Raw genomic sequence first — 16,680 nt, 5'->3', positions numbered from 1 at the left:
CTGTCCTTATGGGAGCAAGCTCTTCACGTTGATCGGCTCGGCTTCGTTCTGCGCAGCGCCTTTCGGCTTGCCAGCGATGGCCATACCCGCAACACGGTAGAAGTTGTAGTCAGGGTTCTTGCCGGGGCCGGAGATCAGCAGATCTTCTTTCTCGTACACCAGGTCCTGACGCTTGAACTCGGCCATTTCGAAATCCGGCGTCAGCTGGATCGCGGTGGTCGGGCACGCTTCTTCACACAGGCCGCAGAAAATGCAACGCGAGAAGTTGATGCGGAAGAATTCCGGGTACCAACGACCGTCCTCGGTCTCGGCTTTCTGCAGCGAGATGCAGCCAACCGGGCAGGCCACCGCGCAGAGGTTGCACGCTACGCAGCGCTCCTCGCCATCGGGGTCGCGGGTGAGGACGATACGGCCGCGGTAGCGCGGCGGCAGGTACACGGGTTCTTCGGGGTATTGCAGGGTGTCGCGCTTGCGGAACCCGTGGGAGAACACCATGGCCAGGCTGCGCAGCTGTGTGCCGGTGCCCTTAACGATGTCGCCGATATACTTGAACATGGGTCAAATCCTCACTGGGCCGCGACGGCTGGCGTGTTGTAGAGCACGATCGCAGCGGTCACCAGCAAATTGATCAGGGTCAGCGGCAGGCAGAACTTCCAGCTGAAGTCCATCACCTGGTCATAGCGTGGGCGCGGGATCGAGGCGCGCAGCAGGATGAACAGCATGATGAAGAACGCGGTCTTCAGCGCGAACCACAGGAACGACAGTTGCGGCAGGATGCCGAACGGGCCGTGCCAGCCGCCGAAGAACAGGGTTACCAGCAGCGCCGAGATGAGGATGATGCCGATGTACTCACCGACGAAGAACATGCCCCATTTCATGCCGGCATACTCGATGTGGTAGCCGTCGGCCAGTTCCTGTTCTGCTTCTGGCTGGTCGAACGGGTGACGGTGGGTCACGGCGACGCCAGCGATGAAGAAGGTGCAGAAGCCGAAGAACTGCGGAATGATGAACCACAGGTTCTGGGCCTGGTATTCAACGATGTCGCGCATGTTGAACGAGCCCACCTGCACCACCACGCCCATCAGCGCCAGGCCCAGGAACACTTCGTACGACACGGTCTGTGCCGAAGCACGCAAGCTGCCCAGCAGGGCGTACTTGTTGTTCGACGACCAGCCAGCGAACAGCACCGCGTAGACCGACAGGCCGGCCATGGCGAAGAAGAACAGCAGGCCGATGTTCAGGTCGGCAACGCCCCAGGTCGGGGTGATCGGGATGACCACGAAGGCAATGAGCAGGGCGCTCATGGCCACGACCGGTGCCAAGGTGAAAATGACGCGGTCGACGAAAGGTGGGTTCCAGTCTTCCTTGAAGAACATCTTCAGCATGTCGGCTGCAATCTGGAACATACCGAACGGGCCTACGCGGTTCGGGCCGTAACGGTCCTGCCACCAGCCCAGCAGGCGGCGCTCGACGAAGCTGAGCAGCGCGCCGCAGACCACCACCGCCAGCAGGACCACGATGGCCCGCAGCACGGTGAGGATCACGTCGATTACTTCGGGGGTGAACCAGCTCATTGTGCTGCCTCCTGCAGACCTTCGACGGATGCACCGAAGATGGCAGGCGGAATGCCGGCCAGGCCTTTCGGCAACGCGACCAGGCCTGCGCCCAGCTCTTCATTGATGCGCAGCGGCAGGCGCAGGGCCACACCGGCCACGTTCAGGCTCAGCAGGGCACCGTCGTTGACGCCCAGGCGGTCGGCTTCGGACTTGGCCAGGGCCACGTAGGCAGCCGGGATGCGTTCTTGTACCGGGGCGGCGCGCGAGGAGCTTTCTTCGCTGCCGAACAGGTGGAAGAACGGCACGGCGGTCCAAGTGCCACGGGCCGGGTTGAAGGCACCCGGAATGGCGTTGAACCAGTTCAGGCGGTCGCCTTGCGACTCGATCAGGCGCACGCCCGGGTCACCGGCACGCAGGTGGCCACCGACCTCATCCTGAAACTTGTTCCAGGCTTGTGGCGAGTTCCAGCCCGGCGACCAGGCGAACGGCACCTGCTGGCGCGGTTCGGCGGAGCCCGAGTAGCCTTCCATGGAGAAGGCGAACGCGGTGTCCTTGTCTTGCGGGGTGCGCGGTTCGTGCACGCTGATGTTGGCGCGCATGGCGGTGCGGCCGGAGTAGCGCAGCGGCTCACGGGCCAGCTTCATGCCCTTGATGCGGAACGCGGCGCTTGGGGCGGCGTTGACGATGCCGGCCAGTTGCGGGGCGGCTTCGGCGCAGGCGCTGGTGACGTGGTCCAGCTGGGTCCAGTCGACCGGCTTGTTCAGCAGGGTGGCACGCAGGGCGTGCATCCAGCGCCAGCCTTCGTGGATCTGGATGCTGCTGTCCAGGTATTGCGGGTCGAACACCTGGAAGAAGCGCTGGGCACGGCCTTCCTGGCTGACCAGGGTGCCGTCGCCTTCGGCGAACGAGGCAGCCGGCAGCACCAGGTGGGCGCGGTCGACCGTCGGGGTTTTCGAGTGGTCGGCAACGATCACCACCTTGGCCGCAGCCAGGGCTGCGTCGACCTTGGCGGCCGGTACGCGGGCGTACAGGTCGTTTTCCAGCACGACAATGGCGTCGGCCTTGCCGCTGATGACGGCGTCGAGCGCAGCATCGACGGACTCGCCACCGAGCATGGCCAGGCCGATGCTGTTGGCTTCAGGCACCACCAGGCTGAGCGAGCCGTTCTTCTCGCGCAGCTTCAGGGCCTTGGCGATGTTGGCGGCCGCTTCGATCAGCGCCGGGTCGGCCAGGGACGTACCAGCGACCACCAGTGGGCGCTTGGCCGCGACCAGGGCGTCGGCGATGCGTTGGGCCAGGGCCTTGGCTTCGTCGTCCAGGCCAGCAACGGCAGGTGCGCTCGGCTCGATGGCGTGGGCCACGGCGAAACCGATGCGGGCCAGGTCGGCCGGGGCGGCGTGTACGCACTCTTCGGCAACGTCGTCCAGCTTGGTTTCAGCCAGGGAGGCGATGAACAGCGGGTACAGCGCGTGCTGGCCGATGTTCTTCACGGCGGCGTCGAGCCACGGCTGCACTTTCATGGCTTCGGCCATGGCCTCGGCCTTGCCTTTGGTGGCCTGGCGCACGGCCAGGGCAACGCGGGCAGCGGTTTGGGTCAGGTCTTCGCCGAGCACGAACACGGCGTCGTGGTCTTCGATGTCACGCAGGGTCGGCACTGGCAGCGGGCTGTTGTTCAGCACGTTCAGGGCCAGGCGCACACGGGCCAGTTCGCCTGCTTCCATACCGGCGTAGAAGTAGTCGGCGCCGACCAGTTCACGCAGACCGTAGTTGCTTTCCAGGCTGGCGCGTGGCGAGCCGATACCGACGATGGTGCGGCCGCGCAGCAGGTCGGCGGCCTTGTCCAGGGCGGCGTCCAGGCCCAGCTTGGTGCCATCGGCCAGGTGTGGCTGGCGTGGGCGGTCCTTGCGGTTGACGTAGCCATAGCCGAAGCGGCCACGGTCGCACAGGAAGTACTGGTTGACCGAACCGTTGAAGCGGTTCTCGATACGGCGCAGTTCGCCGTAACGCTCACCCGGGCTGATGTTGCAGCCGCTGGAGCAGCCGTGGCAGATGCTCGGGGCGAACTGCATGTCCCACTTGCGGTTGTAGCGCTCGGAGTGGGTCTTGTCGGTGAACACGCCGGTCGGGCAGACCTCGGTCAGGTTGCCGGAGAACTCGCTTTCCAGCACGCCGTCTTCGACGCGGCCGAAGTACACGTTGTCGTGGGCGCCGTAGACGCCCAGGTCGGTACCACCGGCGTAGTCCTTGTAGTAGCGCACGCAGCGGTAGCAGGCGATGCAGCGGTTCATCTCATGGGCGATGAACGGGCCGAGGTCCTGGTTCTGGTGGGTACGCTTGGTGAAACGGTAGCGGCGCTCGTTGTGGCCGGTCATTACCGTCATGTCCTGCAGGTGGCAGTGACCGCCTTCCTCGCACACCGGGCAGTCGTGCGGGTGGTTGGTCATCAGCCATTCGACGACGCTGGCGCGAAACGCCTTGGACTCGTCATCGTCGATGGAGATCCAGGTGCCGTCGGAGGCAGGGGTCATGCAGGACATGACGATACGACCACGGGTGTCGTTCTCGTCGGTGTACTGCTTGACCGCGCACTGCCGGCAGGCGCCAACGCTACCAAGCGCCGGGTGCCAGCAGAAATAAGGGATGTCGAGGCCGAGTGACAGACACGCCTGTAACAGGTTGTCTGCACCGTTGACTTCGAGCGCTTTGCCGTCTACGTGGATAGTGGCCATTGTTCAAAGTTCTTCGTTGGCCCGCGTGAGCGGGCGTGGCTAATGGAAATCGGTGAGCTTGCGGCACGCCTCGATGGACTCGGGCCTGTCGGCAAGCTGGCGAGTGGCACGGACCACCCGCCTTAATCGTCTTGTTATGCGCCGACCACGATCGGCTTGGCCAGGTTAGGGCGCAGGGTGTCACCAGCGGACGCTGGGGCGACACCGGCCTCGAACTCGGACCTGAAGTATTTGATGGCACTGCCCAGCGGCTCGACGGCACCGGGTGCGTGAGCACAGAAGGTGCGGCCTGGGCCGAGGAAGTTGACCAGCCCCAGCAGCGTCTCGATGTCTTCGGCACGGCCCTGGCCTTTCTCCAGCGCGCGCAGCATCTTCACGCTCCACGGCAGGCCGTCACGGCAGGGGGTGCACCAGCCGCACGACTCGCGGGCGAAGAACTCTTCCATGTTGCGCAGCAGCGACACCATGTTGATGCTGTCGTCCACCGCCATGGCCAGACCGGTACCCATACGGGTGCCGACCTTGGCGATGCCACCGGCGTACATCTGGGCGTCGAGGTGCTCGGGCAGCAGGAAGCCGGTACCGGCGCCGCCTGGCTGCCAGCACTTGAGCTTGAAGCCGTCGCGCATGCCACCGGCGTAGTCTTCGAACAGCTCGCGGGCGGTGACGCCGAACGGCAGTTCCCACAGGCCCGGGTTTTTCACCTTGCCGGAGAAGCCCATCAGCTTGGTGCCGTGGTCTTCGCTGCCTTCACGGGCCAGCGACTTGTACCAGTCGTTGCCGTTGGCGACGATGGCCGGCACGTTGCACAGGGTTTCGACGTTGTTCACGCACGTCGGCTTGCCCCACACGCCCACGGCGGCAGGGAAGGGCGGCTTGGAGCGCGGGTTGGCGCGGCGGCCTTCCAGCGAGTTGATCAGTGCTGTTTCTTCACCGCAGATGTAGCGGCCGGCACCGGTGTGCACGAACAGCTCGAAGTCAAAACCGGAACCCAGGATGTTCTTGCCCAGCAGGCCTGCGGCCTTGGCTTCATCAATGGCGCGGTTGAGGTTTTTCGCTGCGGTGGTGTATTCGCCACGCAGGAAGATGTAGCCACGGTAGGCCTTCAGGGCGCGGGCGCTGATCAGCATGCCCTCGACCAGCAGATGGGGCTGTTGCTCCATCAGCATGCGGTCCTTCCAGGTGTTCGGCTCCATTTCGTCCGCGTTGCACAGCAGGTAGCGGATGTTCATGGATTCGTCTTTGGGCATCAGGCCCCACTTCACGCCAGTGGGGAAGCCTGCACCACCACGGCCCTTGAGGCCGGAGTCCTTGACGCTTTGCACGATGTCGTCGGCCGACATTTGCGCCAGCGCCTTGCGCGCGGCGGCATAGCCGTTCTTGGACTCGTACTCGGCCAGCCAGACCGGCTCGCCGTCGTCACGCAGGCGCCAGGTCAGCGGGTGGGTTTCGGCGGTACGCGCAATGCGGTTGGCCGGGCCGAAGGAAGTAATGGTCATACGTAACCCTCCAGCAGTTTGGTAACGCCAGCCGGCTGTACGTCGCCGAAGGTGTCGTCGTCGATCATCAGCGCCGGGGCCTTGTCGCAGTTGCCCAGGCAGCACACCGGTAGCAGGGTGAAGCGGCCGTCGGCGGTGGTCTGGCCAAGGCCGATGCCCAGCTCGCTCTGGATCTGGCTGACCACGGACTCATGGCCGCCGATGTAGCAGACCATGCTGTCGCACACGCGGATGATGTGGCGGCCGACCGGCTGACGGAAGATCTGGCTGTAGAAGGTGGCGACACCCTCGACATCGCTGGCCGGGATGCCCAGGACTTCGCCGATGGCGTGAATGGCGCCGTCCGGCACCCAGCCACGTTCCTTCTGGACGATTTTCAGGGCTTCGATGGACGCCGCGCGCGGGTCCTCGTAGTGATGCATTTCGTGCTCGATGGCCGAGCGCTCGGTTTCGCTCAGGGCGAAACGGTCTGTCTGGATAAGCGTGCTGTTCATGCTTAGCGGTCCACGTCAGCCATAACGAAGTCGATACTGCCCAGGTACGCAATGAGGTCGGCGACCATGCTGCCTTTGATCACCGAAGGGATCTGCTGCAGGTGCGGGTAGCTCGGGGTACGGATCCGGGTGCGGTAGCTCATGGTGCCGCCATCGCTCGTCAGGTAGTAACTGTTGATGCCCTTGGTCGCCTCGATCATCTGGAACGACTCGTTGGCCGGCATGACCGGGCCCCACGAGACTTGCAGGAAGTGCGTGATGAGGGTTTCGATGTGCTGCAGGGTGCGCTCTTTCGGCGGCGGCGTGGTCAGCGGGTGATCCGCCTTGTACGGGCCTTCCGGCATGTTGCGCAGGCACTGGTCGATGATGCGGATACTCTGGCGCATCTCCTCGACACGGACCATGCAGCGATCGTAGGCATCGCCGTTGTGGGCCAGCGGTACTTCGAACTCGAAGTTCTCGTAGCCGGAGTAAGGGCGGGCTTTACGCAGGTCGAAGTCGCAACCGGTGGCACGCAGGCCGGCACCAGTAGTACCCCAGGCCAGGGCTTCCTTGGTGTTGTACGCGGCAACGCCAATGGTACGGCCCTTGAGGATGCTGTTCTGCAGGGCAGCCTTTTCGTACTCGTCGAGGCGCTTGGGCAGCCATTCGACGAAGTCCTTGACCAGCTTGTCCCAGCCGCGCGGCAGGTCGTGGGCGACGCCACCGATGCGGTACCAGGCCGGGTGCAGGCGGAAACCGGTGATCGCTTCGATCACGGTGTAGGCGCGCTGGCGGTCGGTGAAGGTGAAGAACACCGGGGTCATGGCGCCCACGTCCTGGATGTAGGTGCCCAGGAACAGCAGGTGGCTGGTGATGCGGAAGAACTCGGCGAGCATGATGCGAATCACGTCGACTTTCTGCGGCACCTTGATACCGGCCAGCTTCTCTACGGCGAGCACGTACGGCAGGTTGTTCATCACCCCGCCGAGGTAGTCGATACGGTCGGTGTAGGGGATGAAGCTGTGCCAGGACTGGCGCTCGGCCATTTTTTCGGCACCACGGTGGTGGTAGCCGATGTCCGGAACGCAGTCGACGATCTCTTCACCGTCCAGCTGCAGGACGATACGGAAGGCACCGTGCGCCGAAGGGTGGTTGGGGCCGAGGTTGAGGAACATGTAGTCCTCGTTGGCGCCCTGACGCTTCATGCCCCAGGCTTCCGGGTTGAAGCGCGCCGATTCCTCTTCAAGCTGCTGCTTGGCGAGGGTCAGGCTGTAGGGGTCGAACTCGGTGGCACGGGCCGGGTAGTCCTTGCGCAGCGGGTGGCCTTCCCAGGTGGGCGGCATCATGATGCGGCTCAGGTGCGGGTGGCCGGCAAAGTCGATGCCGAACATGTCCCAGACTTCACGCTCGTACCAGTTGGCGTTTGGCCAGATACCGGTCACGGTCGGCAGGTTCAGGTCGCCTTCGCTCAGCGACACCTTGATCATCACGTCGCTGTTACGCTCGACCGATAGCAGGTGGTAGAACACGCTGAAGTCGGCGGCTGGCAGGCCACGGCGCTGGGTGCGCAGGCGTTCGTCGACGCCGTGCAGGTCGTACAGCATGCTGTACGGCTTGGCCACGCCACGCAGGAAGCTGAGCACCTCTTTGAGCTGGGCGCGCTTGACCCACAGCACGGGCATGCCGGTGCGGGTTTCCTGGGCGACAAATGCTTCGGCGCCAAAACGGTTGTTCAGTTCGACGACCACATCCTGGTCGTCAGCCTTGTAAGGCGGAATGAAAATAGCGTTGTCCGCTGTCATGGTCTCGGTCGCTTTGGGTCAACGTTAAGAATGAAGCCAGGCCGCCGGCTCCTTCGGGAGCGGGCGGCAGGTCGCTGGATCAGACTTCGTCGGGGCTGCGCAGGTTGGTTACTGCAATGCGCTGCTCACGACGAAGGTCTTTCTGGGCTGGCATCTCGGCACGGTAAATACCTTGATCACCAACAACCCAGGAAAGCGGGCGTCGTTCTTGGCCGATCGACTCCTGCAACAGCATCAAGCCTTGCAGGAAAGCCTCAGGGCGTGGCGGGCAGCCAGGCACATAGACGTCCACGGGGAGGAACTTGTCGACCCCCTGAACGACCGAGTAAATGTCGTACATGCCACCGGAGTTGGCGCACGACCCCATGGAGATGACCCACTTGGGCTCGAGCATCTGCTCGTACAGGCGCTGGATGATCGGCGCCATTTTGACGAAGCAGGTACCGGCGATGACCATGAAGTCGGCCTGACGCGGCGAGGCCCGGATGACTTCGGCGCCGAAGCGGGCGATGTCGTGGGGTGCCGTGAAGGCCGTGGTCATTTCCACGTAGCAGCAGGACAGGCCGAAGTTGTACGGCCAGAGGGAGTTCTTGCGACCCCAGTTGACCGCGCCACGCAGCACATCTTCAAGCTTGCCCATGAAGATGTTCTTGTGGACCTGGTCCTCTAGCAGCTGGTCGGTGACGGTTTCCCGTTCACCTACCGGGTACTGCTCGTTAGGCGCATCCGGATCGATTCTGGTGAGATTGTATTGCATTGCCAAAGCCTCATTGTTTCAGCTTCGCTTGCCGCTTGCGGCGACCTTCGGGAGCCCAATCAAGAGCACCGACGCGCCATAGGTAGACAAGACCTGCCAACAGAATTGCTATGAAAACGAGAGCTTCGACGAACCCGGTCCAGCCGCTTTCGCGGACGGACACAGACCATGCAAAGAGAAAAAGGGCTTCGATATCGAAGATCACGAACAGCATCGCGACCAGATAGAATTTGGCGGACAGGCGCAGGCGGGCGCTGCCGACGGGCAGCATGCCGGATTCGAAGGGTTCGTTCTTGGCGCGGCCCCAGGCCTTGCTACCGAGCAGGCTGGACAGGCCGAGCATGAAGGCACACAGGCCGACGACACCCAGGAGGAAGATGGCAAAGCCCCAGTTGTGGGCGATGAGTCCTGCCGAATCGGACATGCTAGAGATCCTTATACAGAGACCCAGCTCTGCAGTCTGAAATAAGTAAAGCGGCGACGTGGTGTCGCAGGTGCAGTGACCAAATGTCGCAGCTGAATCAATCGCGCTGATTTTATGGGTAAACCCGGTGCAAGTAAAATTTCTGTCGCAAATTTATTCGTAGGATTAAGAACAAAACACGCTCGTAACTGGCTGAAAGCCTTGAGATTCGGGCATTGCGTGCTGTTTTGTTAATTATGTTTCTTGCGACTGGTAACGAATTGCAATTTTCGGAATGATAATTAATATCATTTATCTTGATACCTTCTAATTTGGCTGTTCTGCGCCTTGTAAAGTTCATCTGGCGATTCCCTCTACTTGCAAATGCGAAAGGCTCTTGTTCTAGCAGCTTCCGGCGCTGCGCGCACCGCTCTGGGTCAATACTTTATCGATTGAGCGATGACCGACAGATGACGCGCCCGCCCACTGGCCGAGCCAGTAGGTAAGGATGATCAGGTAGGGCGCGGCAGCGATCGAGATCCACGTGCGATAGGCTGAAGCGGGGGCGCTGCACAACCAGGCGATCAGGGTCAGCACCGGGATGGGCTTGGCCAGCAGGGCAAGTACGGTGTTGCCGCTGGCCAATGCATATATACAGAGAGCAGCGGCGGCCAGGGCGAGAATCATCAGGTGGCTTGGATGAGGCATGGGCGGTCCTTGCTGCTGTGCTGCCACAAGCATAGCCCTGATTCTGGGTTCTGCTTCAGCCTGTTCCGGCCCCTTCGCGGGCAAGCCCGCTCCCACAGGTCCTGTGCACAGTTTGAGGGCTGCAGTAATCCTGCGGGAGCGGGCTTGCCCGCGAAAGGGGCGGGACAGGAAAAAGAAAGGCCCGGGGCTTTCGCAAGCCCCGGGCCTCTGTCAGCCACCCACTATCAGTGGAACTGCTCTTCCTCGGTCGAACCGGTCAGTGCAGTCACCGACGATGCGCCACCCTGAATCACGGTGGTCATGTCGTCGAAGTAGCCAGTGCCCACTTCCTGCTGGTGCGCCACGAAGGTGTAGCCTTTGCTGGCGTCCGCGAATTCCTGCTCCTGCAGCTTCACGTACGCGGTCATGTCGTTGCGGGCGTAGTCGTGCGCCAGGTTGAACATGCCGTGCCACATGTTGTGAATGCCGGCCAGGGTGATGAACTGGTGCTTGTAGCCCATGGCCGACAGCTCGCGCTGGAACTTGGCAATGGTGGCGTCGTCGAGGTTTTTCTTCCAGTTGAAGGACGGCGAGCAGTTGTACGACAGGATCTGGTCCGGGTACTCCTTCTTGATCGCTTCGGCGAAGCGGCGGGCTTCGTCCAGGTCTGGCTTGGCGGTTTCGCACCAGATCAGGTCGGCGTACGGCGCATAGGCCAGGCCGCGGGCGATGGCCTGGTCGAGGCCGGCGCGTACCTTGTAGAAGCCTTCACGGGTACGCTCGCCGATCACGAACGGCTGGTCGTACGGGTCGCAGTCACTGGTCAGCAGGTCGGCGGCGTTGGCGTCGGTGCGGGCCAGGATGATGGTCGGAACGCCCGACACGTCGGCTGCCAGGCGCGCGGCCACCAGCTTCTGTACGGCTTCCTGGGTCGGTACCAGTACCTTGCCACCCATGTGGCCACATTTTTTGACCGAGGCCAGCTGGTCTTCGAAGTGCACGCCAGCGGCGCCTGCTTCGATCATGTTCTTCATCAGTTCGTAGGCGTTCAGTACGCCACCGAAACCGGCTTCGGCGTCAGCCACGATGGGCGCGAAGTAGTCGATGTAGCCATCGTCGCCCGGGTTCTTGCCGGCTTTCCACTGGATCTGATCGGCGCGGCGGAAGGCGTTGTTGATGCGCTTGACCACGGTCGGTACCGAATCGACCGGGTACAGCGACTGGTCAGGATACATGGACTCGGCCGAGTTGTTGTCGGCGGCTACTTGCCAGCCGGACAGGTAGATGGCCTGGATGCCGGCTTTTACCTGTTGCACTGCCTGGCCGCCGGTGAGGGCGCCCATGCAGTTCACGAAATCTTTTTCTGGGCGGAAGGACGGGTGGGCACCTTCGGTGACCAGCTTCCAAAGTTTTTCCGCGCCTTGGCGGGCAAAGGTGTGCTCCGGCTGGATGGAGCCACGCAGGCGAACGACATCGGCGGCGGAGTAGGTACGGGTCACGCCTTTCCAGCGCGGGTTTTCGGCCCAGTCTTTCTCGAGGGCTGCAATTTGCTGTTCGCGTGTCAGTGCCATGGAAATAAACCTCGTCGCATCGATCTTGGGTTAATTGTGCTGATGCCCGGGTGCAGATCAGGGTGCCTGGCGGCTGTCCTGTTCTAGAGAGTGCGGCGGCGAACGCGAAGGCTCGAAGGGGGAAGGGTGGGCAGGCCAGGCGAAGGTGTGCTCCGGCAGGTCGGCTCGTGGTTGCCTTGCTGCGGTGCTACGCGATTGCCAGTACTGCGGTGATGCGCTTCCGTCCCTCGGGACAACTTCTTCGTTGCAGTCGCAATCCCGTCGAACCGCCTTGTGGGCCGTATAGACACGAGGCGCCTCCAGGGGTGGGAGGAGTACGCCTCGAAGGCCCTTGCCAGGGCCCCTGATTAGCGGGAGCGAGGCCATCATGCCCTTGGGAAAAAGGGCATGTCAAATGTTTTGTAGTGGAATATTTCACTTACTACATCTTTGGTCTAATGCGACTTGGCAGTCAGTTTCAAGGCCTTTGGTCGAGGCCTTGAATTGCCTGGGATCAGTCGAGAAGGTCGACTTTGACACGCAAAGTCATGTTTTCACCCCGCTGGGTGCTGTAACTGCGGCTTGACGTGCTGCGGTCGGCTTGGCTCTGCTGGTTGTAGCCTGCCAGGGTGATCCATTCGCCGAGCTTGCCAGTGACGGTCGTGTCGGTACTTTGCACTTTCACTACATCTGCACGTTCATGGCTGATGCGGTCATTATTGGTGCTTATTTGCAGACGAACCGTATCGCCGCTCAGGCTTGGCGTAACGTAGAAACCCTGGGTCACGTTGCGGTATTCGGTGTTGCTCTGCAGGCGCCCGTAGCCGTCGGTGCTGGTGCTGGTGATCGGGATGCTCTGGCCAACCTGGATCAGCGCCGGCTGGCCTTCGCTGGCCTGGATCTGTTGCATGCCGCCGTCACGGTTGCTGGTGCCGTAGTGGATAACACGGGCATTGCCACGGTTGTCCTGGAAGTTGCTGTCGTTGTTGTCGACGCTAATCAGCAGGCGTTTGGGGGCGGTGTCGAGTTGTTGCAGCAGGGCACGCAGGTCGTCGATGCGCTTGGGGCTGGCGTTGACGATCAGCTTGTTCTCGAAGGCGCTGACTGTGCCGTCCTTGCCGATGAATGCCTGCGCCGCAGGCAGCAGTTCGGCGCTGGCGCGGTGCTGCAGCGGCACCACCTCGGTGGCGGCCTGGGCGACGAGGCTGGTAACCAGCAGCAGGGTGGTGAAAAGGGGGCGTAGCGGCATGTCCATGATCTCCGCAGGGGGAATCGCCAGAATGGCCAAGGCATCCTGCTTGTGCCGGGTGCCCATTAAAACCTGCCTTTTATACTGGCTTTATCCAGGCAACTATAAATTATAGTCAGCCAGATAATTGCAGATAATTCCACGATGCAGGCTTGGTTGGTCAGCCCGCGCACATCACGCTGTGGCTGCTGTCGGACAAATTACGTAACATTCCCGCTACAATTTTTTGCCCGTTCTAAAGGCCGTCCAGCTGCCTCGGGCGCTCCTGTGGCTCTGTGGGAGTGCTCCAGACAAGTGCTCGCCATCCACAGGAATCTCATGAAACCCGCCCGACTACGCGCCGACCTGCTCGCCGGCCTCACCACCTCGTTCGCCCTGGTGCCCGAGTGCATCGCCTTTGCCCTGGTGGCTCACCTCAACCCCTTGATGGGCCTGTATGGCGCATTCATCATCTGTACCCTGACTGCGCTGTTCGGCGGTCGGCCCGGGATGATCTCCGGCGCCGCTGGCTCAATGGCCGTGGTGATCGTCGCGCTGGTGGTGCAGCACGGCGTGCAGTACCTGCTGGCAACGGTGTTGCTGGGCGGTGTGGTGATGATCCTGTTTGGTCTGCTGCGCTTGGGCAAACTGGTGCGCCTGGTGCCGTACCCGGTGATGCTTGGCTTTGTGAACGGTTTGGCCATCGTCATCGCCATGGCTCAGCTTGAGCATTTCAAGGACGGTGAGCACTGGCTCAGTGGTGCGCCGCTGTACCTGATGATCGGCCTGGTAGCGCTGACCATGGCGGTGGTTTATGTGCTGCCGAAGCTGACCCGCGCAGTTCCGCCAGCGCTGGTGGCGATCCTGGGTGTTGGCCTGCTGGTGTACCTGCTAGGGCTGCCCACCCGCACCCTGGGTGACATGGCGCACATCGCGGGTGGCCTGCCAGGGCTGGCGCTGCCGGATGTGCTCTGGAACCTGGAAACCCTGAAGATCATCGCCCCCTACGCGGTGCTGATGGCCATGGTCGGCCTGCTGGAAACCCTGCTAACCCTCAACCTGACCGATGAAATCACCGAGAGCCGAGGTTTCCCGGACCGCGAGTGCGTGGCGTTGGGCGCGGCTAACATGATCTCGGGCCTGTGCGGTGGCATGGGTGGCTGCGCGATGATCGGGCAGACGGTGATCAACCTCAGCTCCAATGGCCGCGGCCGGCTGTCGGGGGTGGTGGCCGGGGTAATGATCTTGCTGTTCGTGTTGTTCCTGTCACCGCTGATCGAGCGCATTCCGCTGGCGGCACTGGTGGGGGTGATGTTCGTGGTGGCCCAGCAGACCTTTGCCTGGGCGTCGCTGCGGGTGCTTAACAAAGTACCGGTGAACGATGTGCTGGCGATCATTGCGGTCACTGTCGTGACAGTGTTTACCGACCTGGCCATGGCGGTGCTGTTCGGCATCATCATTGCGGCCCTTAATTTTGCCTGGCAGCATGCGCGGGAGTTGTATGCGGACTGCCATGAGGATGCGCAGGGCGGCAAGCATTATCAGGTACATGGCACGCTGTTCTTTGCCTCTACCACCTCGTTCCTCAATCAGTTCGATACGGCCAGCGATCCTGCTCAGGTTACGCTGGATTGCCAGCATCTGAGCTTTGTCGATTACTCGGCGATTGCGGCATTGAAGACCCTGCGTGAGCGGTATGCCAAGGCGGGCAAGCAGTTGCGCGTGGTGCACTTGTCGGAGCGCTGCAAGAAGCTGTTGAGGCGGGCGGGGGAGCAGCACTGAAGGTGAGTGGGTGCCTGTGCTGGCCTCTTCGCGGGCACAGGCAAACCAATCACTCCCCGCGGTTCTTCTTCACAATGGCATCGGCAATGCTTGCCGGTGCCTCGGCATACCGGGTGAACTCCATCGAAAAGCTCGCCCGGCCCTGGGTCATCGAGCGCATCGAGGTGGCATAGCCGAACATTTCGCCCAGCGGCACCTCGGCACGGATCACCTTGCCTGCCGGCGTTTCGTCACCGTCCTGAATCATCCCGCGGCGCCGGCTCAGGTCACCCAGAATGTCGCCCTGGTACTCCTCCGGCGTCACCACCTCCACCTTCATCACCGGCTCCAGCAGCACCGCGCCACCTTTCTGCGAGAGCTGTTTGGTGGCCATCGACGCAGCGATCTTGTAGGCCATTTCGTTGGAGTCGACGTCGTGGTAAGAGCCGTCGAACACCGCGGCTTTGAGGTTGATCAGCGGGTAACCGGCAAGCACGCCGTTCTTCATTTGTTCCTCGATGCCTTTCTGGATCGCCGGAATGTACTCGCGTGGTACCACGCCACCGACGATCTCGTTGATGAACTCCAGGCCTTCCTTGCCTTCGTCGCCGGGGGCGAAGCGGATCCAGCAGTGACCATACTGGCCACGGCCGCCGGACTGGCGGACGAAACGCCCCTCGATCTCGCAGGTATTGCGGATTTTTTCGCGGTAGGCCACCTGCGGCTTGCCGATGTTGGCCTCGACATTGAACTCGCGGCGCATGCGGTCGACGATGATGTCCAGGTGCAACTCGCCCATGCCAGAGATGATGGTCTGGCCGGTTTCTTCGTCGGTGCGTACGCGGAATGACGGGTCTTCCTGGGCCAACTTGCCCAGGGCGATGCCCATTTTTTCCTGGTCGGCCTTGGTCTTCGGCTCGACGGCCACGGAAATCACCGGGTCGGGGAAGTCCATGCGCTCAAGGATGATTGGCTTGTCCATGTCGCACAGGGTGTCGCCGGTGGTCACGTCCTTCATGCCGATCAGCGCGGCGATGTCGCCGGCGCACACGTCTTTGATCTCTGCGCGCTGGTTGGCGTGCATCTGCACCATGCGGCCGATGCGTTCCTTCTTGCCCTTGACCGAGTTGAGTACCGCGTTGCCCGAGCTGAGCACGCCGGAATACACCCGGGCAAAGGTGAGGGTGCCGACGAAGGGGTCGGTGGCGATCTTGAAGGCCAGGGCCGAGAACGGTTCTTTGTCGTCGGCGTGGCGCTCCAGGTGCTTCTCTTCGTCGTCGGGGTCGGTGCCCCTGATCGCCGGGATTTCCGACGGGGCCGGCAGGTAGTCGATCACCGCGTCGAGCATCAGCGGCACGCCTTTGTTCTTGAACGAGGAGCCGAGGATGGTCGGTACAATTTCGTTGGCGATGGTACGTTGGCGCAGCGCAGCCTTGATCTCGTCGACACTCAATTCCTCGCCTTCGAGAAACTTCATGGTCAGCTCATCGCTGGCCTCGGCTGCAGCCTCGATCATATGCGCACGCCATTCGTCGGCCAGCGCCTGCAGTTCTGCGGGAATGGGTTCTTCGCGGTAGCTGGTGCCCTGGTCGGCATCGTTCCAGTAGATGGCCTTCATTTTCACGAGGTCGATTTGGCCGACGAAGTTTTCTTCGCTGCCGATGGCCAGCTGGATGGGTACCGGATGGTGCCCCAGGCGCTGGTCGATCTGTTTGACCACGCGCAGGAAGTCGGCGCCCTGGCGGTCCATCTTGTTGATGTAGGCCAGGCGTGGCACATGGTATTTGTTGGCCTGGCGCCAGACCGTCTCGGACTGTGGCTCCACCCCGTCAGCGCCGCTGAACACCACCACCGCGCCATCGAGCACGCGCAACGAGCGCTCCACCTCGATGGTGAAGTCGACGTGGCCGGGGGTGTCGATGATGTTGAAGCGGTACTTGTGCGCGAACTGTTTGGTCGAGCCTTGCCAGAACGCCGTGGTCGCCGCCGAGGTGATGGTGATGCCGCGCTCCTGCTCCTGGGCCATCCAGTCCATGGTTGCGGCGCCATCGTGCACCTCGCCCATCTTGTGGTTGACCCCGGTGTAGAACAGGATCCGCTCGGTAGTGGTGGTTTTGCCGGCGTCGACGTGTGCGACGATGCCAATATTGCGGTACAGCTCGATGGGCGTTGTGCGGGCCATGGCGGACTACCTGCGGATGGGCGGATTCCACCACGTTAGCAGACCGGTGG

At 62.3% G+C, this 16,680-nt stretch carries 13 protein-coding genes; 1 reads left to right on the top strand and 12 read right to left on the bottom strand.

Features of this window, described 5'->3' with window-relative positions:
• Positions 1–6: 6 nt before the first annotated feature.
• The 11 genes from nuoI to ACF8MI_RS20290 all read right to left on the bottom strand — a co-directional run bounded on the left by nuoI (position 7) and on the right by ACF8MI_RS20290 (position 12,708).
• Positions 7–555 (bottom strand): NADH-quinone oxidoreductase subunit NuoI, encoded by a 549-nt coding sequence (gene nuoI / locus ACF8MI_RS20340; RefSeq protein WP_016488223.1) that lies wholly within the window; start codon positions 553–555, stop codon positions 7–9.
• An 11-nt stretch (positions 556–566) separates the two neighbouring features.
• Positions 567–1,574, bottom strand: a complete 1,008-nt coding sequence (gene nuoH, locus ACF8MI_RS20335; protein WP_003251440.1) for an NADH-quinone oxidoreductase subunit NuoH — start codon at positions 1,572–1,574, stop codon at positions 567–569.
• A complete protein-coding gene (gene nuoG, locus ACF8MI_RS20330) occupies positions 1,571–4,285 on the bottom strand; it encodes an NADH-quinone oxidoreductase subunit NuoG (protein ID WP_060497813.1) in 2,715 nt (904 codons plus the stop codon). Before nuoG ends, nuoH begins: the two co-directional genes overlap by 4 nt.
• Before the next feature lie 134 nt (positions 4,286–4,419).
• A complete protein-coding gene (nuoF, locus tag ACF8MI_RS20325) occupies positions 4,420–5,784 on the bottom strand; it encodes an NADH-quinone oxidoreductase subunit NuoF (protein WP_060497812.1) in 1,365 nt (454 codons plus the stop codon).
• A complete protein-coding gene (nuoE, locus tag ACF8MI_RS20320; RefSeq protein ID WP_012273294.1) occupies positions 5,781–6,278 on the bottom strand; it encodes an NADH-quinone oxidoreductase subunit NuoE in 498 nt (165 codons plus the stop codon). The genes nuoF and nuoE overlap by 4 nt, the downstream gene beginning before the upstream one ends.
• Before the next feature lie 2 nt (positions 6,279–6,280).
• Positions 6,281–8,062: an NADH-quinone oxidoreductase subunit C/D gene (gene nuoC / locus ACF8MI_RS20315; protein ID WP_019098402.1), complete on the bottom strand. Its 1,782-nt coding sequence runs from the start codon at positions 8,060–8,062 to the stop codon at positions 6,281–6,283.
• A 79-nt stretch (positions 8,063–8,141) separates the two neighbouring features.
• Positions 8,142–8,819 carry an NADH-quinone oxidoreductase subunit B family protein gene (locus ACF8MI_RS20310; RefSeq protein WP_003251429.1) on the bottom strand — a complete coding sequence of 226 codons (678 nt, stop codon included), beginning with the start codon at positions 8,817–8,819 and terminating at the stop codon, positions 8,142–8,144.
• A gap of 10 nt (positions 8,820–8,829) precedes the next feature.
• Positions 8,830–9,243 (bottom strand): NADH-quinone oxidoreductase subunit A, encoded by a 414-nt coding sequence (locus ACF8MI_RS20305; protein WP_003251427.1) that lies wholly within the window; start codon positions 9,241–9,243, stop codon positions 8,830–8,832.
• A gap of 381 nt (positions 9,244–9,624) precedes the next feature.
• Entirely contained in the window at positions 9,625–9,930 is a 306-nt protein-coding gene (locus ACF8MI_RS20300; RefSeq protein ID WP_200928648.1) for a hypothetical protein, read from the bottom strand.
• A 224-nt stretch (positions 9,931–10,154) separates the two neighbouring features.
• Positions 10,155–11,480 carry an isocitrate lyase gene (aceA, locus tag ACF8MI_RS20295; protein ID WP_016711593.1) on the bottom strand — a complete coding sequence of 442 codons (1,326 nt, stop codon included), beginning with the start codon at positions 11,478–11,480 and terminating at the stop codon, positions 10,155–10,157.
• 493 nt (positions 11,481–11,973) lie between these two features.
• Positions 11,974–12,708, bottom strand: coding sequence for a secretin N-terminal domain-containing protein (locus tag ACF8MI_RS20290; protein ID WP_060497832.1), 735 nt, complete (start codon positions 12,706–12,708; stop codon positions 11,974–11,976).
• A gap of 318 nt (positions 12,709–13,026) precedes the next feature.
• Between ACF8MI_RS20290 and ACF8MI_RS20285 the strand changes: the two genes are divergently transcribed.
• On the top strand, positions 13,027–14,469 hold the full coding sequence (locus tag ACF8MI_RS20285) for a SulP family inorganic anion transporter (protein WP_060497810.1): 1,443 nt from the start codon (positions 13,027–13,029) through the stop codon (positions 14,467–14,469).
• A 49-nt stretch (positions 14,470–14,518) separates the two neighbouring features.
• Here ACF8MI_RS20285 and fusA read toward each other — a convergent pair whose 3' ends face one another.
• Complete coding sequence (gene fusA, locus ACF8MI_RS20280; protein ID WP_060497809.1) at positions 14,519–16,630, bottom strand: elongation factor G; 2,112 nt, start codon at positions 16,628–16,630, stop codon at positions 14,519–14,521.
• Positions 16,631–16,680: the final 50 nt, after the last annotated feature.

The sequence above is a fragment of the Pseudomonas sp. yb_9 genome, from assembly GCF_043103635.1.
In the GTDB taxonomy this organism is placed as follows: domain Bacteria; phylum Pseudomonadota; class Gammaproteobacteria; order Pseudomonadales; family Pseudomonadaceae; genus Aquipseudomonas; species Aquipseudomonas monteilii.
This window is presented reverse-complemented; position numbering and strand designations above follow the sequence as displayed.